The organism is Enterobacter sp. ECC-175, assembly GCF_043968675.1.
GTDB lineage: Bacteria > Pseudomonadota > Gammaproteobacteria > Enterobacterales > Enterobacteriaceae > Enterobacter.
Genome location: NZ_CP143776.1, coordinates 4222656 through 4239470 on the forward strand (window position 1 = coordinate 4222656; position 16815 = coordinate 4239470).

The following is a 16815-nucleotide window of genomic DNA, read 5'->3' on the forward strand; positions in this document are numbered from 1 at the left end:
TAAGTGTACCTGTAAAGTGGCAACGAAACATGTCTTACGAAAATCATCAGGCGTTAACGGGCTTAACGCTGGGCAAATCGACCGATTACCGCGACACCTATGATGCGTCGCTGCTTCAGGGCGTTCCGCGCAGTCTTAACCGCGATCCGCTCGGCCTGCGCGCCGACTCGCTGCCGTTTGTCGGCGGTGATATTTGGACCCTGTACGAGCTCTCCTGGCTTAACGCGCGCGGCCTGCCGCAGGTCGCCGTCGGCCACGTAGAGCTGGATCATGCCAGCATCAACCTGGTGGAGTCGAAAAGCTTCAAGCTTTATCTCAACAGCTTTAACCAGACGAAATTCAGCAGCTGGGAAGACGTTCAGCGCACGCTTGAGCGGGATCTACGTGCGTGCGCGCAGGGTGACGTCTCCGTGTCACTGTATCGCCTGCACGAGCTGGAAGGACAGCCGATCGCCCACTTCAGCGGGACCTGCATCGACGATCTGGACATTGAGGTGGACAGCTATGAGTTCAGCACCGATTACCTTGAAAACGCGGCAGGCGGCAAGGTGGTGGAAGAGACGCTGGTCAGCCACCTGCTGAAGTCCAACTGCCTGATCACCCATCAGCCCGACTGGGGCTCAGTGCAGATCCAGTACCGCGGCCCGCAGATCGATCGCGAAAAGCTGCTGCGCTATCTGGTGTCATTCCGCCACCATAACGAATTTCACGAGCAGTGCGTGGAGCGCATCTTCAACGACCTCCTGCGTTTCTGCCGGCCGGAAAAGCTGAGCGTGTACGCGCGCTATACCCGCCGCGGGGGTTTAGACATCAACCCGTGGCGGACCAACACCGACTTTGTGCCCGCAACGGGCCGCCTGGTGCGCCAGTAATATAAATATTTTCACAATATGCGCGGTCTATTCCGCGCTTAGAGTTGTGAAACGTCATAAGCCAGGGCTATTGTAATCAACAGGGAAAGACGATTTTCGTCCCGTAAGGAGCTCACTTGATTACACATATTAGCCCGCTGGGCTCAATGGATATGTTATCGCAGCTGGAAGTGGACATGCTTAAACGCACGGCCAGCAGCGATCTCTATCAACTGTTTCGTAACTGTTCACTTGCCGTCCTGAACTCCGGAAGCCTGACCGACAACAGCAAAGAGCTGCTGTCACGCTTCGAAAGCTTTGATATCAACGTGCTGCGCCGCGAGCGCGGCGTGAAGCTTGAGGTGATCAACCCGCCGGAAGACGCCTTCGTTGACGGGCGCATTATCCGTTCGCTGCAGGCCAACCTGTTTGCCGTGCTGCGCGACATCCTGTTTGTTAACGGACAAATTCATAACGCCGGGCGCTTCCAGCACCTGGATCTTGAAAGCTCCGTTCACATTACCAACCTGGTGTTCTCCATCCTGCGCAACGCCCGCGCCCTGCACGTTGGCGAAGCGCCAAATATGGTCGTGTGCTGGGGTGGCCACTCGATTAACGAGACGGAATACCTCTATGCGCGCCGCGTGGGCACGCAGCTCGGCCTGCGTGAGCTAAACATTTGTACCGGCTGCGGTCCGGGTGCAATGGAGGCGCCGATGAAGGGTGCCGCCGTGGGCCACGCGCAGCAGCGCTACAAAGAGGGCCGCTTTATCGGCATGACCGAACCGTCGATCATCGCGGCTGAACCGCCGAACCCGCTGGTCAACGAGCTGATCATCATGCCGGATATCGAAAAACGCCTTGAAGCGTTTGTCCGTATCGCCCACGGGATCATCATCTTCCCGGGCGGCGTGGGGACGGCGGAAGAGCTGCTTTATCTGCTTGGTATCCTGATGAACCCGGCGAACAAAGATCAGGTACTGCCGCTGATCCTGACCGGGCCGAAGGAGAGCGCCGACTACTTCCGCGTGCTGGATGAATTTATCGTCCATACGCTGGGCGAAGCGGCACGCCGCCACTACCGCATTATTATTGACGATGCGGCTGAAGTGGCGCGTCAGATGAAAAAAGCCATGCCGCTGGTGAAAGAGAACCGCCGCGATACGGGCGATGCGTACAGCTTTAACTGGTCAATCCGCATTGCCCCGGATCTCCAAATCCCATTCGAGCCGTCGCACGAGAATATGGCAAACCTGAAGCTCTACCCCGATCAGCCGGTTGAAGTGCTGGCGGCCGACCTGCGTCGCGCCTTCTCCGGGATCGTTGCGGGCAATGTGAAAGAGGTTGGCATTCGCGCCATTGAGGAGTTTGGACCTTACAAAATCCACGGCGACCCGGAAATGATGCGCCGCATGGACGACATGCTGCAGGGCTTCGTTGCCCAGCACCGCATGAAGCTGCCGGGCTCCGCGTATATTCCGTGCTACGAAATCATTAAGTAACGTTTCAACTCCCGCATAACGCCGGATAACGAGCGATCGTTATTCGGCTTTTTTATTACCGATGCCATTCATAGCCCTGCTTTATATCAAATGCAGAGTTCACCCAAACGCAAACGATTACCTCGCCTGGTGAACCGAAAATAATTGCCCTTAAACCAAATTTAACGCCAGAAAACTCCAAAAACCCACTTTTTTACAGCAAAAGGCTCCTATCTCGCGGCGCAGGCTTTCGGGCTGCATGTTGTTAATGTTAGCCTTCGCGCCCGTAAATTCTCTTTGACGTTTTTTTAGTAGATAAATGGTCTAAATATATCCATATCAAAAGTGGATTATTGCAATTGGGATCGCGATCACTGAAGGATTCATAACTAGAATGTATCTTTCCGCCCGCCAATAGTTACGGGCAAAAATTATTAAAAAACCGTCACTGAACGAATTTCATATTACCGTCAGGCACTTTTTCATCGGATTTGACTAGAAACCTGACAATTTGCTTCCTCCAGGAGATATAGATGGAAACCACTCAAACCAGCACCGTTGCTTCGATTGATTCCCGAAGCGGTTGGCGCAAAACGGATACCATGTGGATGCTTGGCCTGTACGGCACGGCAATCGGCGCTGGTGTACTGTTCCTTCCTATCAACGCAGGCGTCGGCGGCCTGATCCCGCTGATCATCATGGCGATCATCGCTTTCCCGATGACCTTCTTCGCACACCGCGGCCTGACCCGCTTCGTGCTGTCCGGTAAAAATCCGGGCGAAGACATTACCGAAGTGGTTGAAGAACACTTTGGCGTAGGCGCAGGCAAGCTGATCACCCTGCTCTACTTCTTCGCGATTTACCCAATCCTGCTGGTTTACAGCGTGGCGATTACCAACACCGTTGAAAGCTTCATGGCACACCAGCTGCATATGACGCCGCCACCGCGCGCCATTCTGTCTCTGATCCTGATCGTGGGCATGATGACCATCGTTCGCTTCGGCGAGCAGATGATCGTTAAAGCGATGAGCGTGCTGGTATTCCCGTTCGTTATCGCGCTGATGGTGCTGGCCTGCTACCTGATTCCTAACTGGAATGGCGCAGCGCTGGAAACCCTCTCGTTAAGCAGCGCGTCAGCAACCGGTAACGGCCTGTGGATGACTCTGTGGCTGGCGATCCCTGTGATGGTGTTCTCCTTTAACCACTCGCCTATCATCTCCTCCTTCGCGGTTGCGAAGCGTGAAGAATACGGCCAGGGCGCTGAGAAAAAATGCTCCAGCATTCTTGCCCGTGCGCACGTGATGATGGTTCTGACCGTTATGTTCTTCGTATTCAGCTGCGTGCTGAGCCTGTCCCCGGCGGACCTGGCAGCAGCGAAAGAGCAGAACATCTCCATTCTGTCTTACCTGGCGAACCACTTTAACGCACCGGTTATTGCGTGGATGGCGCCAATTATCGCGATTATCGCTATCACCAAATCCTTCCTGGGCCACTACCTGGGCGCGCGTGAAGGCTTTAACGGCATGGTGATCAAGTCTCTGCGCGGTAAAGGCAAGAGCATTGAAATCAACAAGCTGAACAAAATCACTGCGCTGTTCATGCTGCTCACCACCTGGGCCGTAGCGACCCTGAACCCAAGCATCCTGGGGATGATTGAAACCCTGGGCGGCCCGATTATCGCGATGATTCTGTTCCTGATGCCGATGTACGCGATTCAGAAAGTGCCTGCGATGCGTAAATACAGCGGCCATATCAGCAACGTGTTCGTTGTGGTTATGGGTCTGATTGCCATCTCCGCCATTTTCTACTCACTGTTCAGCTAATACCTCCCGCGCCGCCTTCGGGCGGCGCACTCCTCTCCTCTGACTGATAGCAATGGACGCATCATGATTAGCGTATTCGATATCTTCAAAATCGGTATTGGTCCTTCCAGCTCTCACACCGTCGGACCAATGAAGGCTGGTAAACAATTCACGGACGACCTGATTGCGCGCGGCATTTTGCACGACGTGACCCGCGTGGTTGTCGATGTATACGGGTCCCTTTCCCTGACCGGTAAAGGTCACCACACCGATATCGCCATTATCATGGGCCTGGCGGGCAACCTGCCGGACACCGTTGATATTGATGCGATCCCTGGCTTTATCCAGGACGTGAACACGCACGGCCGCCTGCTGCTGGCGAACGGCGAGCACGAAGTCGAATTCCCGGTCGATCGCTGCATGAATTTCCATGCCGACAACCTGTCGCTGCACGAAAACGGCATGCGTATCACCGCGCTGGCAGGCGACAAGGCGATTTACAGCCAAACGTATTATTCCATCGGCGGCGGTTTTATCGTCGATGAAGAGCACTTCGGGCAAACCAACAGCTCGCCGGTGCAGGTGCCTTATCCTTATAAAAACGCGGCAGATTTACAGCGCCACTGCCAGGAGACGGGCCTCTCCCTTTCCGGGCTGATGATGAAAAACGAGCTGGCGCTGCACAGCAAAGAAGAGCTGGAACAGCACTTCGCGAACGTCTGGGACGTGATGCGCGGCGGCATCGAGCGCGGCATAACTACCGAAGGCGTCTTGCCCGGCAAGCTTCGCGTTCCGCGCCGTGCGGCCGCGCTGCGCCGTATGCTGGTCAGCACCGACAAAACCACCACCGACCCGATGGCGGTCGTGGACTGGATCAACATGTTCGCGCTGGCGGTTAACGAAGAGAACGCCGCGGGCGGGCGCGTGGTGACGGCGCCAACCAACGGCGCGTGCGGTATCGTTCCGGCGGTGCTGGCGTACTACGACAAGTTTATTCGTGAAGTGAACGCTAACTCGCTGGCGCGCTATCTGCTCGTGGCGAGCGCGATCGGCTCGCTGTACAAGATGAACGCCTCCATTTCCGGTGCGGAAGTGGGCTGTCAGGGCGAAGTCGGCGTAGCCTGCTCAATGGCTGCAGCAGGCCTGGCAGAGCTGCTGGGCGCAAGCCCAACGCAGGTGTGCATCGCGGCGGAAATCGGCATGGAGCACAATCTCGGCTTAACGTGCGATCCGGTTGCAGGCCAGGTACAGGTGCCGTGCATCGAGCGTAACGCGATTGCCTCCGTCAAAGCGGTTAACGCCGCGCGTATGGCGCTGCGCCGTACCAGCGAGCCGCGCGTGTGCCTCGATAAAGTGATCGAAACCATGTACGAAACCGGTAAAGACATGAACGCCAAATACCGCGAAACCTCTCGCGGCGGCCTGGCGATGAAGATCGTCACCTGCGATTAAGCCTCTCAGGAAGCCTCGTTTTGCGAGGCTTCTTCCCGTTTTTCCCACCGCACATAGTTTCAGGCTGCTGACAGTGTTACCCTTCACCCATTAGATAGAAGGGAGATTATCTGTGGCCGTTCATTTGCTTATCGTCGACGCGCTTAATTTGATCCGCCGTATTCATGCGGTCCAAGGCACGCCCTGCAAGGACACCTGTCTGCACGCGCTGGAGCTGCTTATTCGCCACAGTGAACCTACTCATGCGGTCGCCGTGTTTGATGACGAAGCGCGAAATACCGGCTGGCGGCACCAGCGCCTGCCCGACTACAAAGCAGGACGCGCGCCCATGCCGGACGATCTGCATGCAGAAATGCCCGCAATACGCGCCGCCTTTGAGCAGCGCGGCGTTCCCTGCTGGGGTGCACACGGCAGTGAAGCCGACGATCTGGCCGCGACGCTTGCGGTCAAAGTGGCCAGCGCCGGACATCAGGCCACCATCGTCTCAACCGACAAAGGCTACTGCCAGCTGCTCTCTCCGACTATCCGTATTCGCGACTATTTTCAAAAACGCTGGCTCGACGCGCCGTTTATCGCCAGTGAGTTTGGCGTATCACCTGAGCAACTCCCTGACTACTGGGGGCTTGCCGGAATCAGCAGTTCTAAGGTTCCAGGCGTAGCAGGCATCGGGCCGAAGAGCGCCTCGCAGCTGCTAAAGGACTTTGGAACTCTGGAGGGGATCTACGCCCGGCTTGATGACGTACCGGAGAAATGGCGTAAAAAGCTGGAAGCGCATAAAGAGATGGCGTTTATCTGCCGGGAGATTGCAACGCTACAGACAGATTTGCATCTCGACGGGAATTTGCAGCAGCTAAGGTTAGAACGGTAATGACCCCTCTCCCCAGAGGGGCGAGGGTGAAAAACTGCACGGGGCAATCCCCTCTCTCCTCCGGGGAGAGAGTTAGGGTGAGGGGAAATTTAGATTATCGCTCGTCGCGACGCCCGCCCACCGCTGCCCACCAGCGGCGAATGTGTACCGTCACTTCCTCGCGATCGTGATACAGCTGACGCGCCTGGATCTCCGCATTAATTCCGTGCTCGTCCAGCTGCGCCTGAATGTAGGCCAGGTTCTGCGAAACTTCCTCATAGCGCTTCTTCATCGGCAGCTTGAGGTTGAAAATGGTTTCGCGGCACCAGCCGTTGACCAGCCAGGACGCCATCAGCGCAGCCACCTTCGCCGGCTTTTCCACCATATCGCACACCATCCAGGAGATGTTGTTGCGGTTTGGACGATAGCGAAAACCGTCTTCACGCAGCCAGGTCACCTGCCCGGTATCCATCAGGCTCTGCGCCATTGGGCCGTTATCTACGGAAGAGACCCACATGTTGCGCTTCACCAGCTGATAGGTCCACCCGCCCGGACACGCGCCGAGATCGACCGCGTACATGCCGTTAGCCAGACGCTCGTCCCACTCGTCGGCCGGGATAAAGACGTGGAACGCCTCTTCCAGCTTCAGCGTTGAACGGCTCGGCGCATCCGCCGGGAAGCGCAGGCGCGGGATCCCCATAAAGAACGGCGAGTTGTTGGTGGTGTACGAGTAGCCGGCGTAGCAGCAGCCAGGCGCGATAAAGAAGATATGTACCACCGGACGTTTTGGCGTCTCGTAGTTCGTCAACACGCCCGCATCGCGCAGCGCGGCGCGCAGCGGCACGGTGAACTTACGGCAGAACTTCATCAGCTCTTTGCTTTCGTTGGTGTCAGCTACCTCAACGCGCAGTTCGCCGCCCTTCTCAACAACGCCTTGCAGCATACCGACAATGGGCGAAACGCGATCTTCAGGAGGAAGATCTTTCAGCAGCTCACCGGCAACAAACATCTGGCGCGCAAAAATAAGCGAACTAAACGGCAGCTCACGCACCAGCTTTTCAGCATCGTCGGGCTGGTAGCATTCAAACACCACGTAGCCCGCGTTCTCTTTCACGCGCGCAAAACCGAAGACTTCGCGCTTCGCCGCTTTATCCGTAATTTCCGCGGCGCACTCTTTCTCAAACCCCGGGCGACAATATAAAACAACCTTATTCATGAACAACGCCCTTGCGTTTCAGACGGATAGCTCCGATAAACATTAATACCCACCCCACCAGGAAGCTGACGCCTCCGACCGGGGTAACAAACGCCCACAGGCGCAGATGCGACAGCGCCAGGCAGTAGAGGCTGCCGCTAAACAGCACGGTCCCCAGCGCCAGGAAAACGCTACTCCAGTAAAACCAAATGCTGATGCGGCGCTGCATCGCCACCGCCAGACCAAAGATAGCGAGGGTATGGAACGCCTGATATTCAAGGCCGGTCTGAAGCCAGCCCATTTCCACTACCCCTAGAGATTTGCTTAACACATGTGCCCCAAAGGCGCCCAGTGCCACAAAAATAAAGCCACTCACCGCGGCAAAAATCAGCATGAATCGGCTGGTCATGGTTCAATCCTAAAGTGATGCGTGCTCAGCACACAAAAGTTATTGTTCATACCTGAAGCGGAATTTTTCTTGCTCGTTCGCCGCTTTGGACAGTATCCACTGCCGGAAGGCGGCTATTTTACCCAGTTCTGCCTGACTGTCATGACAAACCAGATAAAATGCGTTCTTGCTGACCAAAACATCATTAAAGGGACAAACCAGACGGCCTGCCTCAATCTCGGACTGGGCCATGACGTTGTTCGCCAACGCCACGCCCTGCCCGTGAATGGCAGCCTGTAACACCATCGCACTGTGGCTAAAAATGGGGCCCTGCTGCACGTTTATATGATTAAGACCTAATTGACGCGTATAAGTTTGCCAGTCGCGGCGAGAAGCATCGTGTAAAAGCGTATGTTGCGCCAAATCTGCGGGTGCTTTCAGCGCCTTTTCGCCCGTGAGCAGCAGCGGCGAACAGACCGGCAGCAGATATTCTGCGTACAATTTTTCAACGCGCAGGCCCGGCCAGTTGCCGCGACCATAGAAAATGGCAACGTCCACGTCATCCGCCAGCTTGTCCTCCTGGCGGTCCACCGCCTGAATACGAACATCGATTCCCGGATAAGCTGAGTTAAAGCTTGAGAGCCTCGGCACCAGCCAATGGATGGCAAAACTGGGCAATAAACTGACGGTAAGCGCCCCTTTTGCACTTCGCGCCTGAAGCTTTCGGGTTGCCTCGGTGAGCTGGGAAAAAATCTCTTTGATATCCTGAAAATAGCTCTGACCTTCTTCAGTCAAAAGCAGAGAACGGTTGCGGCGGCGGAACAGCTTAAGGCCCAGAAAATCCTCAAGAGACTTGATTTGGTGGCTTACTGCGGCCTGCGTCACAAAAAGCTCATCGGCTGCGCGGGTGAAGCTAAGGTGACGTGCTGCTGCATCAAATACACGTAATGCATTAAGAGGTGGCAATCGCTTGGACATGGTTATCTGGCTTAGATGTTAACGAGATTTAACATATAGGAAACAACGTTTAACCTATTAGTTTTTTTTATCTGAGCCATTATAATTTGTCCGTTGAGGAACTACCAGCAAATACCTATAGTGGCGGCACTTCCTGAGCCGGAACGAAAAGTTTTTTGGAATGCGTGTTCTGAAGGGCTTTTGGCTTACGGTTGTGATGTTGTGTTGTTGTGTTTGCAATTGGTCTGCGATTCAGACCACGGTAGCAACGCTACCAATTTTTCACTTCCTGTACATTTACCCTGTCTGTCCATAGTGATTAATGTAGCACCGCCAATTTGCGGTGCTTTTTTTTGCTTATCTCGCTGTTAATGCTCGATTTCTTTCATTTCTTTCACATCACTGCGATTGATTTGCTGCTTGTTGCCGTTCGCATCTTTGTAGGAAATCATCCCGGTATCGTTATCGGTTGTCGGTTTCCCTTCAGATACGATAGAACGGCCATCGTTCGTGTGCATAACGTAGTTATTACCGGAGCAGGCGCTCAGGGCAAAGGTAAATACACAGGCGGAAATAACTGCGGCTGTCTTTTTCATGCTTATTCTCCTTTAGCAATAAATGCTATTCAAACATCGTTTTAAAACAGGCTTAAACATTCACCTAACACTATTTAGCATAACCTGCTTTTTCAATGTCGCCAGGATAAGCAGACAAATCTGATAGATATCAACTCCCTTGCCCTGCTGCTGAAATTGCGCGACGATCGCGGTATTGAGATGAGGAATAATATGAACGCTTTCAGTCCCGCGCAGTTTCGCGCGCAGTTTCCGGCGCTGGTTGATGCCGGTATATACCTTGATAGCGCCGCGACCGCGCTGAAGCCGCTGGCGGTGATTGAGGCAACGCAGCGCTTCTACAGCCTGAGCGCGGGAAATGTGCATCGCAGCCAGTTTGCCGAGGCCCAGCGCTTAACCGCACGCTACGAGGCTGCACGCGATCGCGTTGCGCGCCTGATCAATGCCGAAAGCGGAAAACATATCGTCTGGACACGCGGCACGACCGAGGCCATAAACATGGTCGCCCTGTGCTACGCCCGTCCCCTACTGCAGCCGGGCGATGAGATCGTTGTCAGCGAGGCCGAGCACCACGCCAACCTGGTACCGTGGCTGATGCTGGCTGAACAGACGGGCGCCCGGGTCGTTAAGCTTCCTTTGGGGGCTGATTTACTTCCTGACGTGGCCCGACTGCCCGAGTTCATCACTCCACGCAGCCGCATTCTGGCGCTGGGGCAGATGTCTAACGTCACCGGCGGCTGCCCGGATCTGGCGCGCGCCATTGATATCGCTCACGCCAGCGGCATGGTGGTGGTGGTTGACGGCGCGCAGGGCGTGGTGCATTACCCGGCGGACGTTCAGAAGCTCGATATCGATTTTTATGCGTTCTCCGGACACAAGCTGTACGGACCCACCGGTATCGGCGTGCTGTACGGCAAACCCGAGCTGCTGGCACAGATGACGCCGTGGCTAGGCGGCGGCAAGATGATCACCGAAGTGACCTTCGACGGATTCAAAACGCAGGATGTGCCCTATCGTCTGGAGGCCGGTACGCCGAACGTTGCAGGCGTGATTGGCCTGAGCGCCGCGCTGGAATGGCTGGAAGAAACGGATATCGTTCAGGCGGAGAGCTGGAGCCGGGGGCTGGCGACGCTTGCGGAAGAAGCGTTGAAAAAACGTCCGGGCTTTCGCTCGTTCCGGGTGCAGGACTCTAGCCTGCTCGCCTTTGATTTTGAAGGCGTTCATCACAGCGATATGGTGACGCTGCTGGCCGAATACGGCATCGCCCTGCGCGCCGGGCAGCACTGTGCTCAGCCGCTGCTGGCCGCCCTTGGCGTGAGCGGAACGCTGCGCGCGTCCTTCGCGCCCTATAATACAAAAAGCGACGTCGACGCGCTGGTTTCCGCCGTTGACCGCGCTCTTGAACTCCTGGTGGATTAATGACTCTTTCAGCCTTGGCCGGACATCCTTTTGGTACCACGATTACGGAAGCGACCTTAAAGCAGACCTTCGCCCCCCTCACCCAGTGGGAGGAGAAATATCGCCAGCTGATTTTGCTCGGCAAACAGCTGCCCGCGCTGTCGGACGAGCTGAAAGCGCAGGCAAAAGAGATAGCGGGCTGCGAGAACCGCGTCTGGCTGGGGTTTTGCACATCGGGGGGTAAGCTGCACTTTTTCGGCGACAGCGAGGGGCGAATCGTTCGCGGCCTGCTGGCGGTGCTGCTGACCGCCGTGGAAGGAAAAAGCGCCGCAGAGCTGCTGACGCACTCTCCGCTGGCGCTGTTCGACGAGCTGGGGCTTCGCGCGCAGCTTAGCGCCTCGCGCGGTCAGGGCCTGATTGCACTCAGCGACGCGGTGCTAGACGCCGCGCGTCAGGCTCAGGCCTGACGCTCCGCCTTCGCCATCATCTTTTTCAGGGCATGCGATACGGCCACAAAGCCAAATGAGGCGGTCACCATGGTGGCCGCGCCAAACCCTGAAGCGCAATCCATTCGCTTAGGGCCTTCCGCCGTGCTTTTCATCGCACATACCGAACCGTCGGACTGCGGATAGACCAGCGCCTCGGTCGAGAACACGCAGTCGACGCCCAGCTTGCCTTTGCTGTTTTTCACGACGTTAAAATCGCTTTTTAGCCGCTCGCGAAGCTTAGCCGCCAGCGGATCCTGGATGGTTTTTGCCAGATCCGCGACCTGGATCTGCGTCGGATCGATCTGCCCGCCCGCGCCGCCCGTGGTGACCAGCGGCACTTTATAGCGGCGGCAGTAGGCGATCAGCGCGGCCTTTGGGCGCACGCTGTCGATAGCGTCGATCACGTAGCTGTAGCCTTTACTCATATACTCGGCCACGTTATCGGCCGTCACGAAGTCATCAATCACCGTGACGCGACAATCCGGGTTGATCAGGCGAATACGTTCCGCCATCACCTCAGACTTTGCCAGGCCGACGCTGTCGCGCAGCGCGTGAATTTGACGGTTGGTGTTGGTTACGCAGACGTCATCCATATCAATCAGCGTAATCGCGCCGATACCGGTTCTGGCCAGCGCCTCTGCCGCCCAGGAGCCTACGCCGCCAATCCCGACCACGCAGACGTGCGCATCCGCAAACAGCTGCAGGGCCTTCTCACCATAAAGACGTGCCGTGCCGCCGAAACGCTGGCGCCAGGCATCGCTGATTACCACAGACATAACACCTCAGATGTAAAAAGGGTGAGGTTAATCCCTCACCCCTGCTCGTTTATATGCCGCTCAGAATACCACACTCAGCCGCTGAATACGTTTCCCGCCCCCGGCGCGGTTTTCAACACCCACACGCGCCCGTAGTGGTTATACCAGCCCGCGCGGTGTCCGGCATCCGGACCGATTCCCTGGTAAATGTCGAAGTGCTGGCCTTTGATTGCACCGCCTACGTCCAGTGCCACCATCAGGCGTAGCTCGTACTGACCGTTAAATTTACCGTTATTGTCGAGCAGCGGCACTTCCGCAAGCAGCGTAGTGCCGGCGGGGATAATAGAACGGTCCGAGGCCACGGACGCGCGGCCAATCAGCGGTACCGCGCTTGCTCCTTTCACCGGCGCAAAGTTCTGCGGTTTAAAGAAGACGAACGACGGGTTCTGCTCAAGCAGCTCGCGCACTTCGGCTTCGCTGTGTTTTTCGCCCCACTCGCGGATCGCCTGCATCGACATATCTTCTTTCTTCACTTCGCCTCTGTCGATCAGCACCTTACCAATGCTGCGGTAGGCATGGCCGTTTTTACCGGCGTAGCTAAAGAAGTTCAGCGGCGAGCCGTCGCCAAAATCAATGTATCCGCTTCCCTGAACGTCCATGATGAAGTTGTCCATCAGGGAGTTGCTGTACGCCAGGACATAGTTTTCGCTCAGCGCGCCGGAATATATTTCCGCGCGGGACGGCAGGCGGCCACGTTTTGGCGGCATGCGATAAATAGGGTACTGGAACTCTCCCTGGCGGGTATGTCGTGCCTGGATAACCGGCGTGTAGTAGCCGGTGAACTGGACGTTGCCGTAGTTATCCGCCCCTTCCATCTGCCAGGCATCAATACCAAACTGGCGCATATTGCGGGTATCGCCGCCCGCGCGCAGCCAGTCCTGTACCGCGCTATAAACATTGTTCTGTGAGCTATACAGACGCGGCGACGCGTTGCGGATCTGGTAGACCTGCTCGGAAAAATCACCGGCGTTAATCGGCGCGCCTACGGCATCCGGCTGGTTAACTAAGGAGAAAGGCTGGGATAATTTCCCGTCTTTATACTGTTGACCGCGATCGGTCGGTTTAGAAGAGCAGGCCGCAAGAATGGCTACCATTGCGCCCGTCATTAGATACTTCGCCCATCGTCCTTTCATTATATCTCGTCTTTAAGTTGCCCATTTCCGCGTGATGAAGATAACAAACCGTCATGGCTAATGAAATGCAATCGCATGCCCTTTGGCAAATTTTGCGCAAAAAACAAACCAAACAGCGCTATAGCGTTCAATTTACAACCAAAATCATGATTTATGTGAAAAAGGGGTTGCATCACAAACCTATCCGAGTATAGTGCGCATCCACGGACGCGGGGTGGAGCAGCCTGGTAGCTCGTCGGGCTCATAACCCGAAGGTCGTCGGTTCAAATCCGGCCCCCGCAACCAATTAAAATTTGATGAAGTATCTTCTACGACTGTAGAAAGACGGACGCGGGGTGGAGCAGCCTGGTAGCTCGTCGGGCTCATAACCCGAAGGTCGTCGGTTCAAATCCGGCCCCCGCAACCAATCAAATTTGAAGAAGTAAGTTTCTACAAGAGTAGGTAGACGGACGCGGGGTGGAGCAGCCTGGTAGCTCGTCGGGCTCATAACCCGAAGGTCGTCGGTTCAAATCCGGCCCCCGCAACCAATACTTCTAAAACAATAAACACCCTTAAGGGTGTTTTTTTGTGTCTGCCGTTTAGGAAATTGCCGGGAACATCCCGGCGAATGAAACTATCCGAGCCGCGCCAGCGTCGCCCCGTCCGAGAAGTATGCCTTAATCCCTGCCAGAATAGATTCTGCCACTTCCTGCTGGAACTTCGCCGTTTTGAGCTTCCGCTCTTCCTCTACGTTACTGATAAACGCCGTTTCGACAAGGATAGATGGAATATCCGGGGCTTTCAGTACCGCAAACCCGGCCTGCTCCACGCTGTTTTTATGCAGCTTGTTAATATTGCCAAGCTTGCCCAGCACCGCCTTACCAAACTTCAGGCTATCGGTAATGGTAAGAGACTGGACCATATCGAACATGGTGTGATCGACGTAGCGGTCACCGCTTTTCCCCACGCCGCCGATAAGATCCGAGGCGTTCTGCGTGTCGGCAAGATATCTCGCCGCGGTACTGGTTGCGCCTTTTGTGGAAAGCGCAAACACTGACGAACCGCTCGGCTGGCGGCTGGTAAACGCATCCGCGTGGATGGATACAAAAAGGTCCGCACGCTGTTTTTGCGCTTTCGCCACGCGGACCTTCAGCGGAATAAAGACATCCTCGTTACGCGTCATGTAGGCGCGCATATTGCCTTCTTTATCGATCAGCGCCTTCAGGCGGCGAGCGATCTGCAGCACCACGTCTTTTTCCCGAGTGCGATATTTCCCCACCGCGCCGGAGTCCTCCCCGCCGTGTCCCGGATCGAGCATGATCACAATCGGACGATCGCGCCCCGCCCTGCCCGGCTGAGGGCCGCTTTGCGCAGGCGGAACCTGACGATCGAGATCCCCTTTGTTGTAATCTTCGAGGAGCGCCAGCAGCGGGTCCTGAATGTCCGTGGCATTCGCCGGATAGAGATCCATCACCAGACGCTCTTTAAACGTGGCAACGGGCGCCAGCGCGAACAGCTGCGGCTTAACGTTCTGCTTGAGCTCGAACACCATGCGCACGGTTTGCGGATCGAACTGCCCGACGCGCGCCGACTTGATGTAAGGATCGTCAGCCCGAATTTGGGCCGCCATGCCTTTAAGCACCGAGTTCAGGTTTACGCCTTCAAGATCCACCACAACGCGCTCGGGGTTGCTGAGTGCAAACTGCTTATATTTCAGCACCCGATTGGATTCGACCGTTACGCGCGTATAGGTCGACGACGGCCAGACGCGAACCGCAACGACCTGACTGGTGGCGGCAAGACCTACCTGGCTGACGCTGAGCAACCACATCGCTCCGGCCCCTTTTAACAGGCGGCGACGGCTTATTGCTGAATTGGATCCCGACATGCTTCTCCCGAGCAAGTAACCTGATTAAAAACGAAAACGTCCAAATTGACCGAAAACTTTAACGAATGACGCATAAACTGTCATCTATAAAAGGGTAAACATTCACACGCTAACGCACGTATTACTTATACATTTCTGTGCGTCGCGGAAAATTTAGGCTTGCGCGCGCGCCCACGATCGAATAAAAATACATTAAATTCGAATAAACATTCATTAAGGGTTGTGCCATGGTGAAGGAACGTAGAACCGAACTGGTCCAGGGATTCCGCCATTCTGTTCCCTATATCAACACCCATCGCGGGAAAACGTTTGTGATTATGCTCGGCGGCGAAGCCATTGAGCATGAGAACTTCTCCAGCATTGTTAATGACATAGGGCTACTTCACAGCCTCGGCATTCGCCTGGTCGTGGTGTATGGCGCACGTCCACAAATCGACGCCAACCTGGCGGCCCACCACCACGAGCCGATTTATCATAAAAATACCCGCGTAACGGACGCCAAAACGCTTGAGCTGGTTAAGCAGGCCGCGGGCCTGCTGCAGCTGGATATCACCGCGCGCCTGTCGATGAGCCTGAACAATACGCCGCTTCAGGGGGCGCATATCAACGTTGTGAGCGGTAACTTTATCATTGCCCAGCCCCTCGGCGTGGACGACGGCGTGGATTATTGCCACAGCGGGCGCATTCGCCGCATCGACGAGGAGGCGATCCACCGCCAGCTGGACAGCGGCGCCATCGTGCTGATGGGCCCCGTGGCGGTTTCCGTCACCGGAGAGAGCTTCAACCTGACCTCAGAAGAGATCGCCACTCAGCTAGCCATCAAGCTGAAGGCGGAAAAAATGATTGGCTTTTGCTCCTCGCAGGGCGTCGTTAACGATGAAGGGGCGATCGTGCCGGAACTTTTTCCCAACGAAGCGCAAGCGCGCGTAGAATCCCTGGAAGCCGAAGGTGACTACTACTCCGGCACCGTTCGCTTTCTGCGCGGCGCGGTAAAAGCCTGCCGCAGCGGCGTGCGCCGCAGCCACCTGATTAGCTATCAGGAAGACGGCGCGCTGCTGCAGGAGCTGTTCTCGCGCGACGGCATTGGAACGCAGATAGTAATGGAGAGCGCGGAGCAAATCCGCCGCGCCACCATTAACGATATCGGCGGCATTCTGGAGCTGATTCGCCCGCTTGAACAGCAGGGCATTCTGGTGCGCCGCTCGCGCGAACAGCTGGAGATGGAGATCGACAAATTCACCATTATTCAGCGCGATAACCTGACCATCGCCTGCGCCGCGCTCTACCCCTTCCCGGAAGAGAAAATTGGCGAAATGGCCTGCGTGGCCGTCCACCCGGACTACCGAAGCTCATCGCGCGGTGAAGTGCTGCTGGAGCGCGTGGCGGCACAGGCGCGCCAGATTGGCCTCAGCAAGCTGTTCGTCCTGACCACGCGCAGCATTCACTGGTTCCAGGAACGCGGCTTTACGCCGGTGGACATTGATTCACTGCCGGAGAGCAAGAAAGAGATGTACAACTATCAGCGTCGTTCAAAGGTGCTGATGGCGGATTTGGGATAAAGGTTAT

Annotated in this window: 15 protein-coding genes and 3 tRNA genes; 11 read left to right on the forward strand and 7 right to left on the reverse strand. The window is 56.0% G+C overall.

Annotated elements, in window-relative coordinates; all coding sequences use genetic code 11:
• The first annotated feature begins 29 nt into the window (after positions 1-29).
• The 5 genes from queF to xni all read left to right on the forward strand — a co-directional run bounded on the left by queF (position 30) and on the right by xni (position 6454).
• Positions 30-872 (forward strand): NADPH-dependent 7-cyano-7-deazaguanine reductase QueF, encoded by an 843-nt coding sequence (gene queF, locus V1599_RS20000; RefSeq protein ID WP_395300726.1) that lies wholly within the window; start codon positions 30-32, stop codon positions 870-872.
• 116 nt (positions 873-988) lie between these two features.
• A complete protein-coding gene (gene ppnN, locus V1599_RS20005; protein WP_100166313.1) occupies positions 989-2353 on the forward strand; it encodes a nucleotide 5'-monophosphate nucleosidase PpnN in 1365 nt (454 codons plus the stop codon).
• Between the two features lie 512 nt (positions 2354-2865).
• Positions 2866-4155, forward strand: a complete 1290-nt coding sequence (locus V1599_RS20010) for an HAAAP family serine/threonine permease (protein WP_112009732.1) — start codon at positions 2866-2868, stop codon at positions 4153-4155.
• Positions 4156-4218: 63 nt separating this feature from the next.
• A complete protein-coding gene (gene sdaB / locus V1599_RS20015; RefSeq protein ID WP_112009733.1) occupies positions 4219-5586 on the forward strand; it encodes an L-serine ammonia-lyase II in 1368 nt (455 codons plus the stop codon).
• A 112-nt stretch (positions 5587-5698) separates the two neighbouring features.
• Positions 5699-6454 carry a flap endonuclease Xni gene (gene xni / locus V1599_RS20020; protein WP_297115697.1) on the forward strand — a complete coding sequence of 252 codons (756 nt, stop codon included), beginning with the start codon at positions 5699-5701 and terminating at the stop codon, positions 6452-6454.
• A 94-nt stretch (positions 6455-6548) separates the two neighbouring features.
• Here the strand turns inward: xni and rlmM are convergent, their stop codons facing one another.
• The 4 genes from rlmM to V1599_RS20040 form a co-directional block, all read right to left on the reverse strand.
• The gene (gene rlmM, locus V1599_RS20025; protein WP_297115700.1) at positions 6549-7649 is read right to left on the reverse strand and encodes a 23S rRNA (cytidine(2498)-2'-O)-methyltransferase RlmM; all 1101 of its coding nucleotides are present in this window, start codon (positions 7647-7649) and stop codon (positions 6549-6551) included.
• Positions 7642-8037, reverse strand: a complete 396-nt coding sequence (locus V1599_RS20030) for a DUF423 domain-containing protein (protein WP_112009736.1) — start codon at positions 8035-8037, stop codon at positions 7642-7644. Before V1599_RS20030 ends, rlmM begins: the two co-directional genes overlap by 8 nt.
• 39 nt (positions 8038-8076) lie before the next feature.
• Positions 8077-8994 (reverse strand): glycine cleavage system transcriptional regulator GcvA, encoded by a 918-nt coding sequence (gene gcvA / locus V1599_RS20035; RefSeq protein WP_112009737.1) that lies wholly within the window; start codon positions 8992-8994, stop codon positions 8077-8079.
• Between the two features lie 347 nt (positions 8995-9341).
• Positions 9342-9569 carry a YgdI/YgdR family lipoprotein gene (locus V1599_RS20040; protein WP_112009738.1) on the reverse strand — a complete coding sequence of 76 codons (228 nt, stop codon included), beginning with the start codon at positions 9567-9569 and terminating at the stop codon, positions 9342-9344.
• Between the two features lie 192 nt (positions 9570-9761).
• Between V1599_RS20040 and csdA the strand changes: the two genes are divergently transcribed.
• Both csdA and csdE read left to right on the forward strand, forming a co-directional pair.
• On the forward strand, positions 9762-10967 hold the full coding sequence (gene csdA, locus V1599_RS20045) for a cysteine desulfurase CsdA (RefSeq protein WP_297115705.1): 1206 nt from the start codon (positions 9762-9764) through the stop codon (positions 10965-10967).
• Positions 10967-11413 (forward strand): cysteine desulfurase sulfur acceptor subunit CsdE, encoded by a 447-nt coding sequence (gene csdE, locus V1599_RS20050; protein WP_112009740.1) that lies wholly within the window; start codon positions 10967-10969, stop codon positions 11411-11413. The genes csdA and csdE overlap by 1 nt, the downstream gene beginning before the upstream one ends.
• On the opposite strand, the gene tcdA is transcribed toward csdE, so the two are convergent.
• A complete protein-coding gene (gene tcdA, locus V1599_RS20055; protein ID WP_297115709.1) occupies positions 11404-12210 on the reverse strand; it encodes a tRNA cyclic N6-threonylcarbamoyladenosine(37) synthase TcdA in 807 nt (268 codons plus the stop codon). The two genes, csdE and tcdA, sit on opposite strands and share 10 nt — an antisense overlap.
• A 74-nt stretch (positions 12211-12284) precedes the next feature.
• Complete coding sequence (gene mltA / locus V1599_RS20060; RefSeq protein WP_112009742.1) at positions 12285-13382, reverse strand: murein transglycosylase A; 1098 nt, start codon at positions 13380-13382, stop codon at positions 12285-12287.
• Positions 13383-13590: 208 nt separating this feature from the next.
• Between mltA and V1599_RS20065 the strand changes: the two genes are divergently transcribed.
• The 3 genes from V1599_RS20065 (at position 13591) to V1599_RS20075 (ending at position 13909) form a co-directional block, all read left to right on the forward strand.
• A tRNA-Met gene (locus V1599_RS20065) sits at positions 13591-13667 on the forward strand.
• 44 nt (positions 13668-13711) lie between these two features.
• Positions 13712-13788, forward strand: a tRNA-Met gene (locus tag V1599_RS20070).
• Positions 13789-13832: 44 nt separating this feature from the next.
• Positions 13833-13909 (forward strand) — tRNA-Met (locus tag V1599_RS20075).
• A gap of 86 nt (positions 13910-13995) precedes the next feature.
• Here V1599_RS20075 and amiC read toward each other — a convergent pair.
• Complete coding sequence (gene amiC / locus V1599_RS20080; protein WP_297115714.1) at positions 13996-15249, reverse strand: N-acetylmuramoyl-L-alanine amidase AmiC; 1254 nt, start codon at positions 15247-15249, stop codon at positions 13996-13998.
• A gap of 227 nt (positions 15250-15476) precedes the next feature.
• On the opposite strand from amiC, the gene argA reads away from it, so the two are divergent.
• On the forward strand, positions 15477-16808 hold the full coding sequence (argA, locus tag V1599_RS20085) for an amino-acid N-acetyltransferase (RefSeq protein WP_112009745.1): 1332 nt from the start codon (positions 15477-15479) through the stop codon (positions 16806-16808).
• Positions 16809-16815: the final 7 nt, after the last annotated feature.

Coding starts and splice junctions, on each gene's coding strand:
- queF (WP_395300726.1), top strand. CDS start 30: ATGTCTTACGAAAATCATCAGGCGTTAACGGGCTTAACGCTGGGCAAA.
- V1599_RS20010 (WP_112009732.1), top strand. CDS start 2,866: ATGGAAACCACTCAAACCAGCACCGTTGCTTCGATTGATTCCCGAAGC.
- sdaB (WP_112009733.1), top strand. CDS start 4,219: ATGATTAGCGTATTCGATATCTTCAAAATCGGTATTGGTCCTTCCAGC.
- rlmM (WP_297115700.1), bottom strand. CDS start 7,649: ATGAATAAGGTTGTTTTATATTGTCGCCCGGGGTTTGAGAAAGAGTGC.
- V1599_RS20030 (WP_112009736.1), bottom strand. CDS start 8,037: ATGACCAGCCGATTCATGCTGATTTTTGCCGCGGTGAGTGGCTTTATT.
- gcvA (WP_112009737.1), bottom strand. CDS start 8,994: ATGTCCAAGCGATTGCCACCTCTTAATGCATTACGTGTATTTGATGCA.
- V1599_RS20040 (WP_112009738.1), bottom strand. CDS start 9,569: ATGAAAAAGACAGCCGCAGTTATTTCCGCCTGTGTATTTACCTTTGCC.
- csdA (WP_297115705.1), top strand. CDS start 9,762: ATGAACGCTTTCAGTCCCGCGCAGTTTCGCGCGCAGTTTCCGGCGCTG.
- csdE (WP_112009740.1), top strand. CDS start 10,967: ATGACTCTTTCAGCCTTGGCCGGACATCCTTTTGGTACCACGATTACG.
- tcdA (WP_297115709.1), bottom strand. CDS start 12,210: ATGTCTGTGGTAATCAGCGATGCCTGGCGCCAGCGTTTCGGCGGCACG.
- mltA (WP_112009742.1), bottom strand. CDS start 13,382: ATGAAAGGACGATGGGCGAAGTATCTAATGACGGGCGCAATGGTAGCC.
- amiC (WP_297115714.1), bottom strand. CDS start 15,249: ATGTCGGGATCCAATTCAGCAATAAGCCGTCGCCGCCTGTTAAAAGGG.
- argA (WP_112009745.1), top strand. CDS start 15,477: ATGGTGAAGGAACGTAGAACCGAACTGGTCCAGGGATTCCGCCATTCT.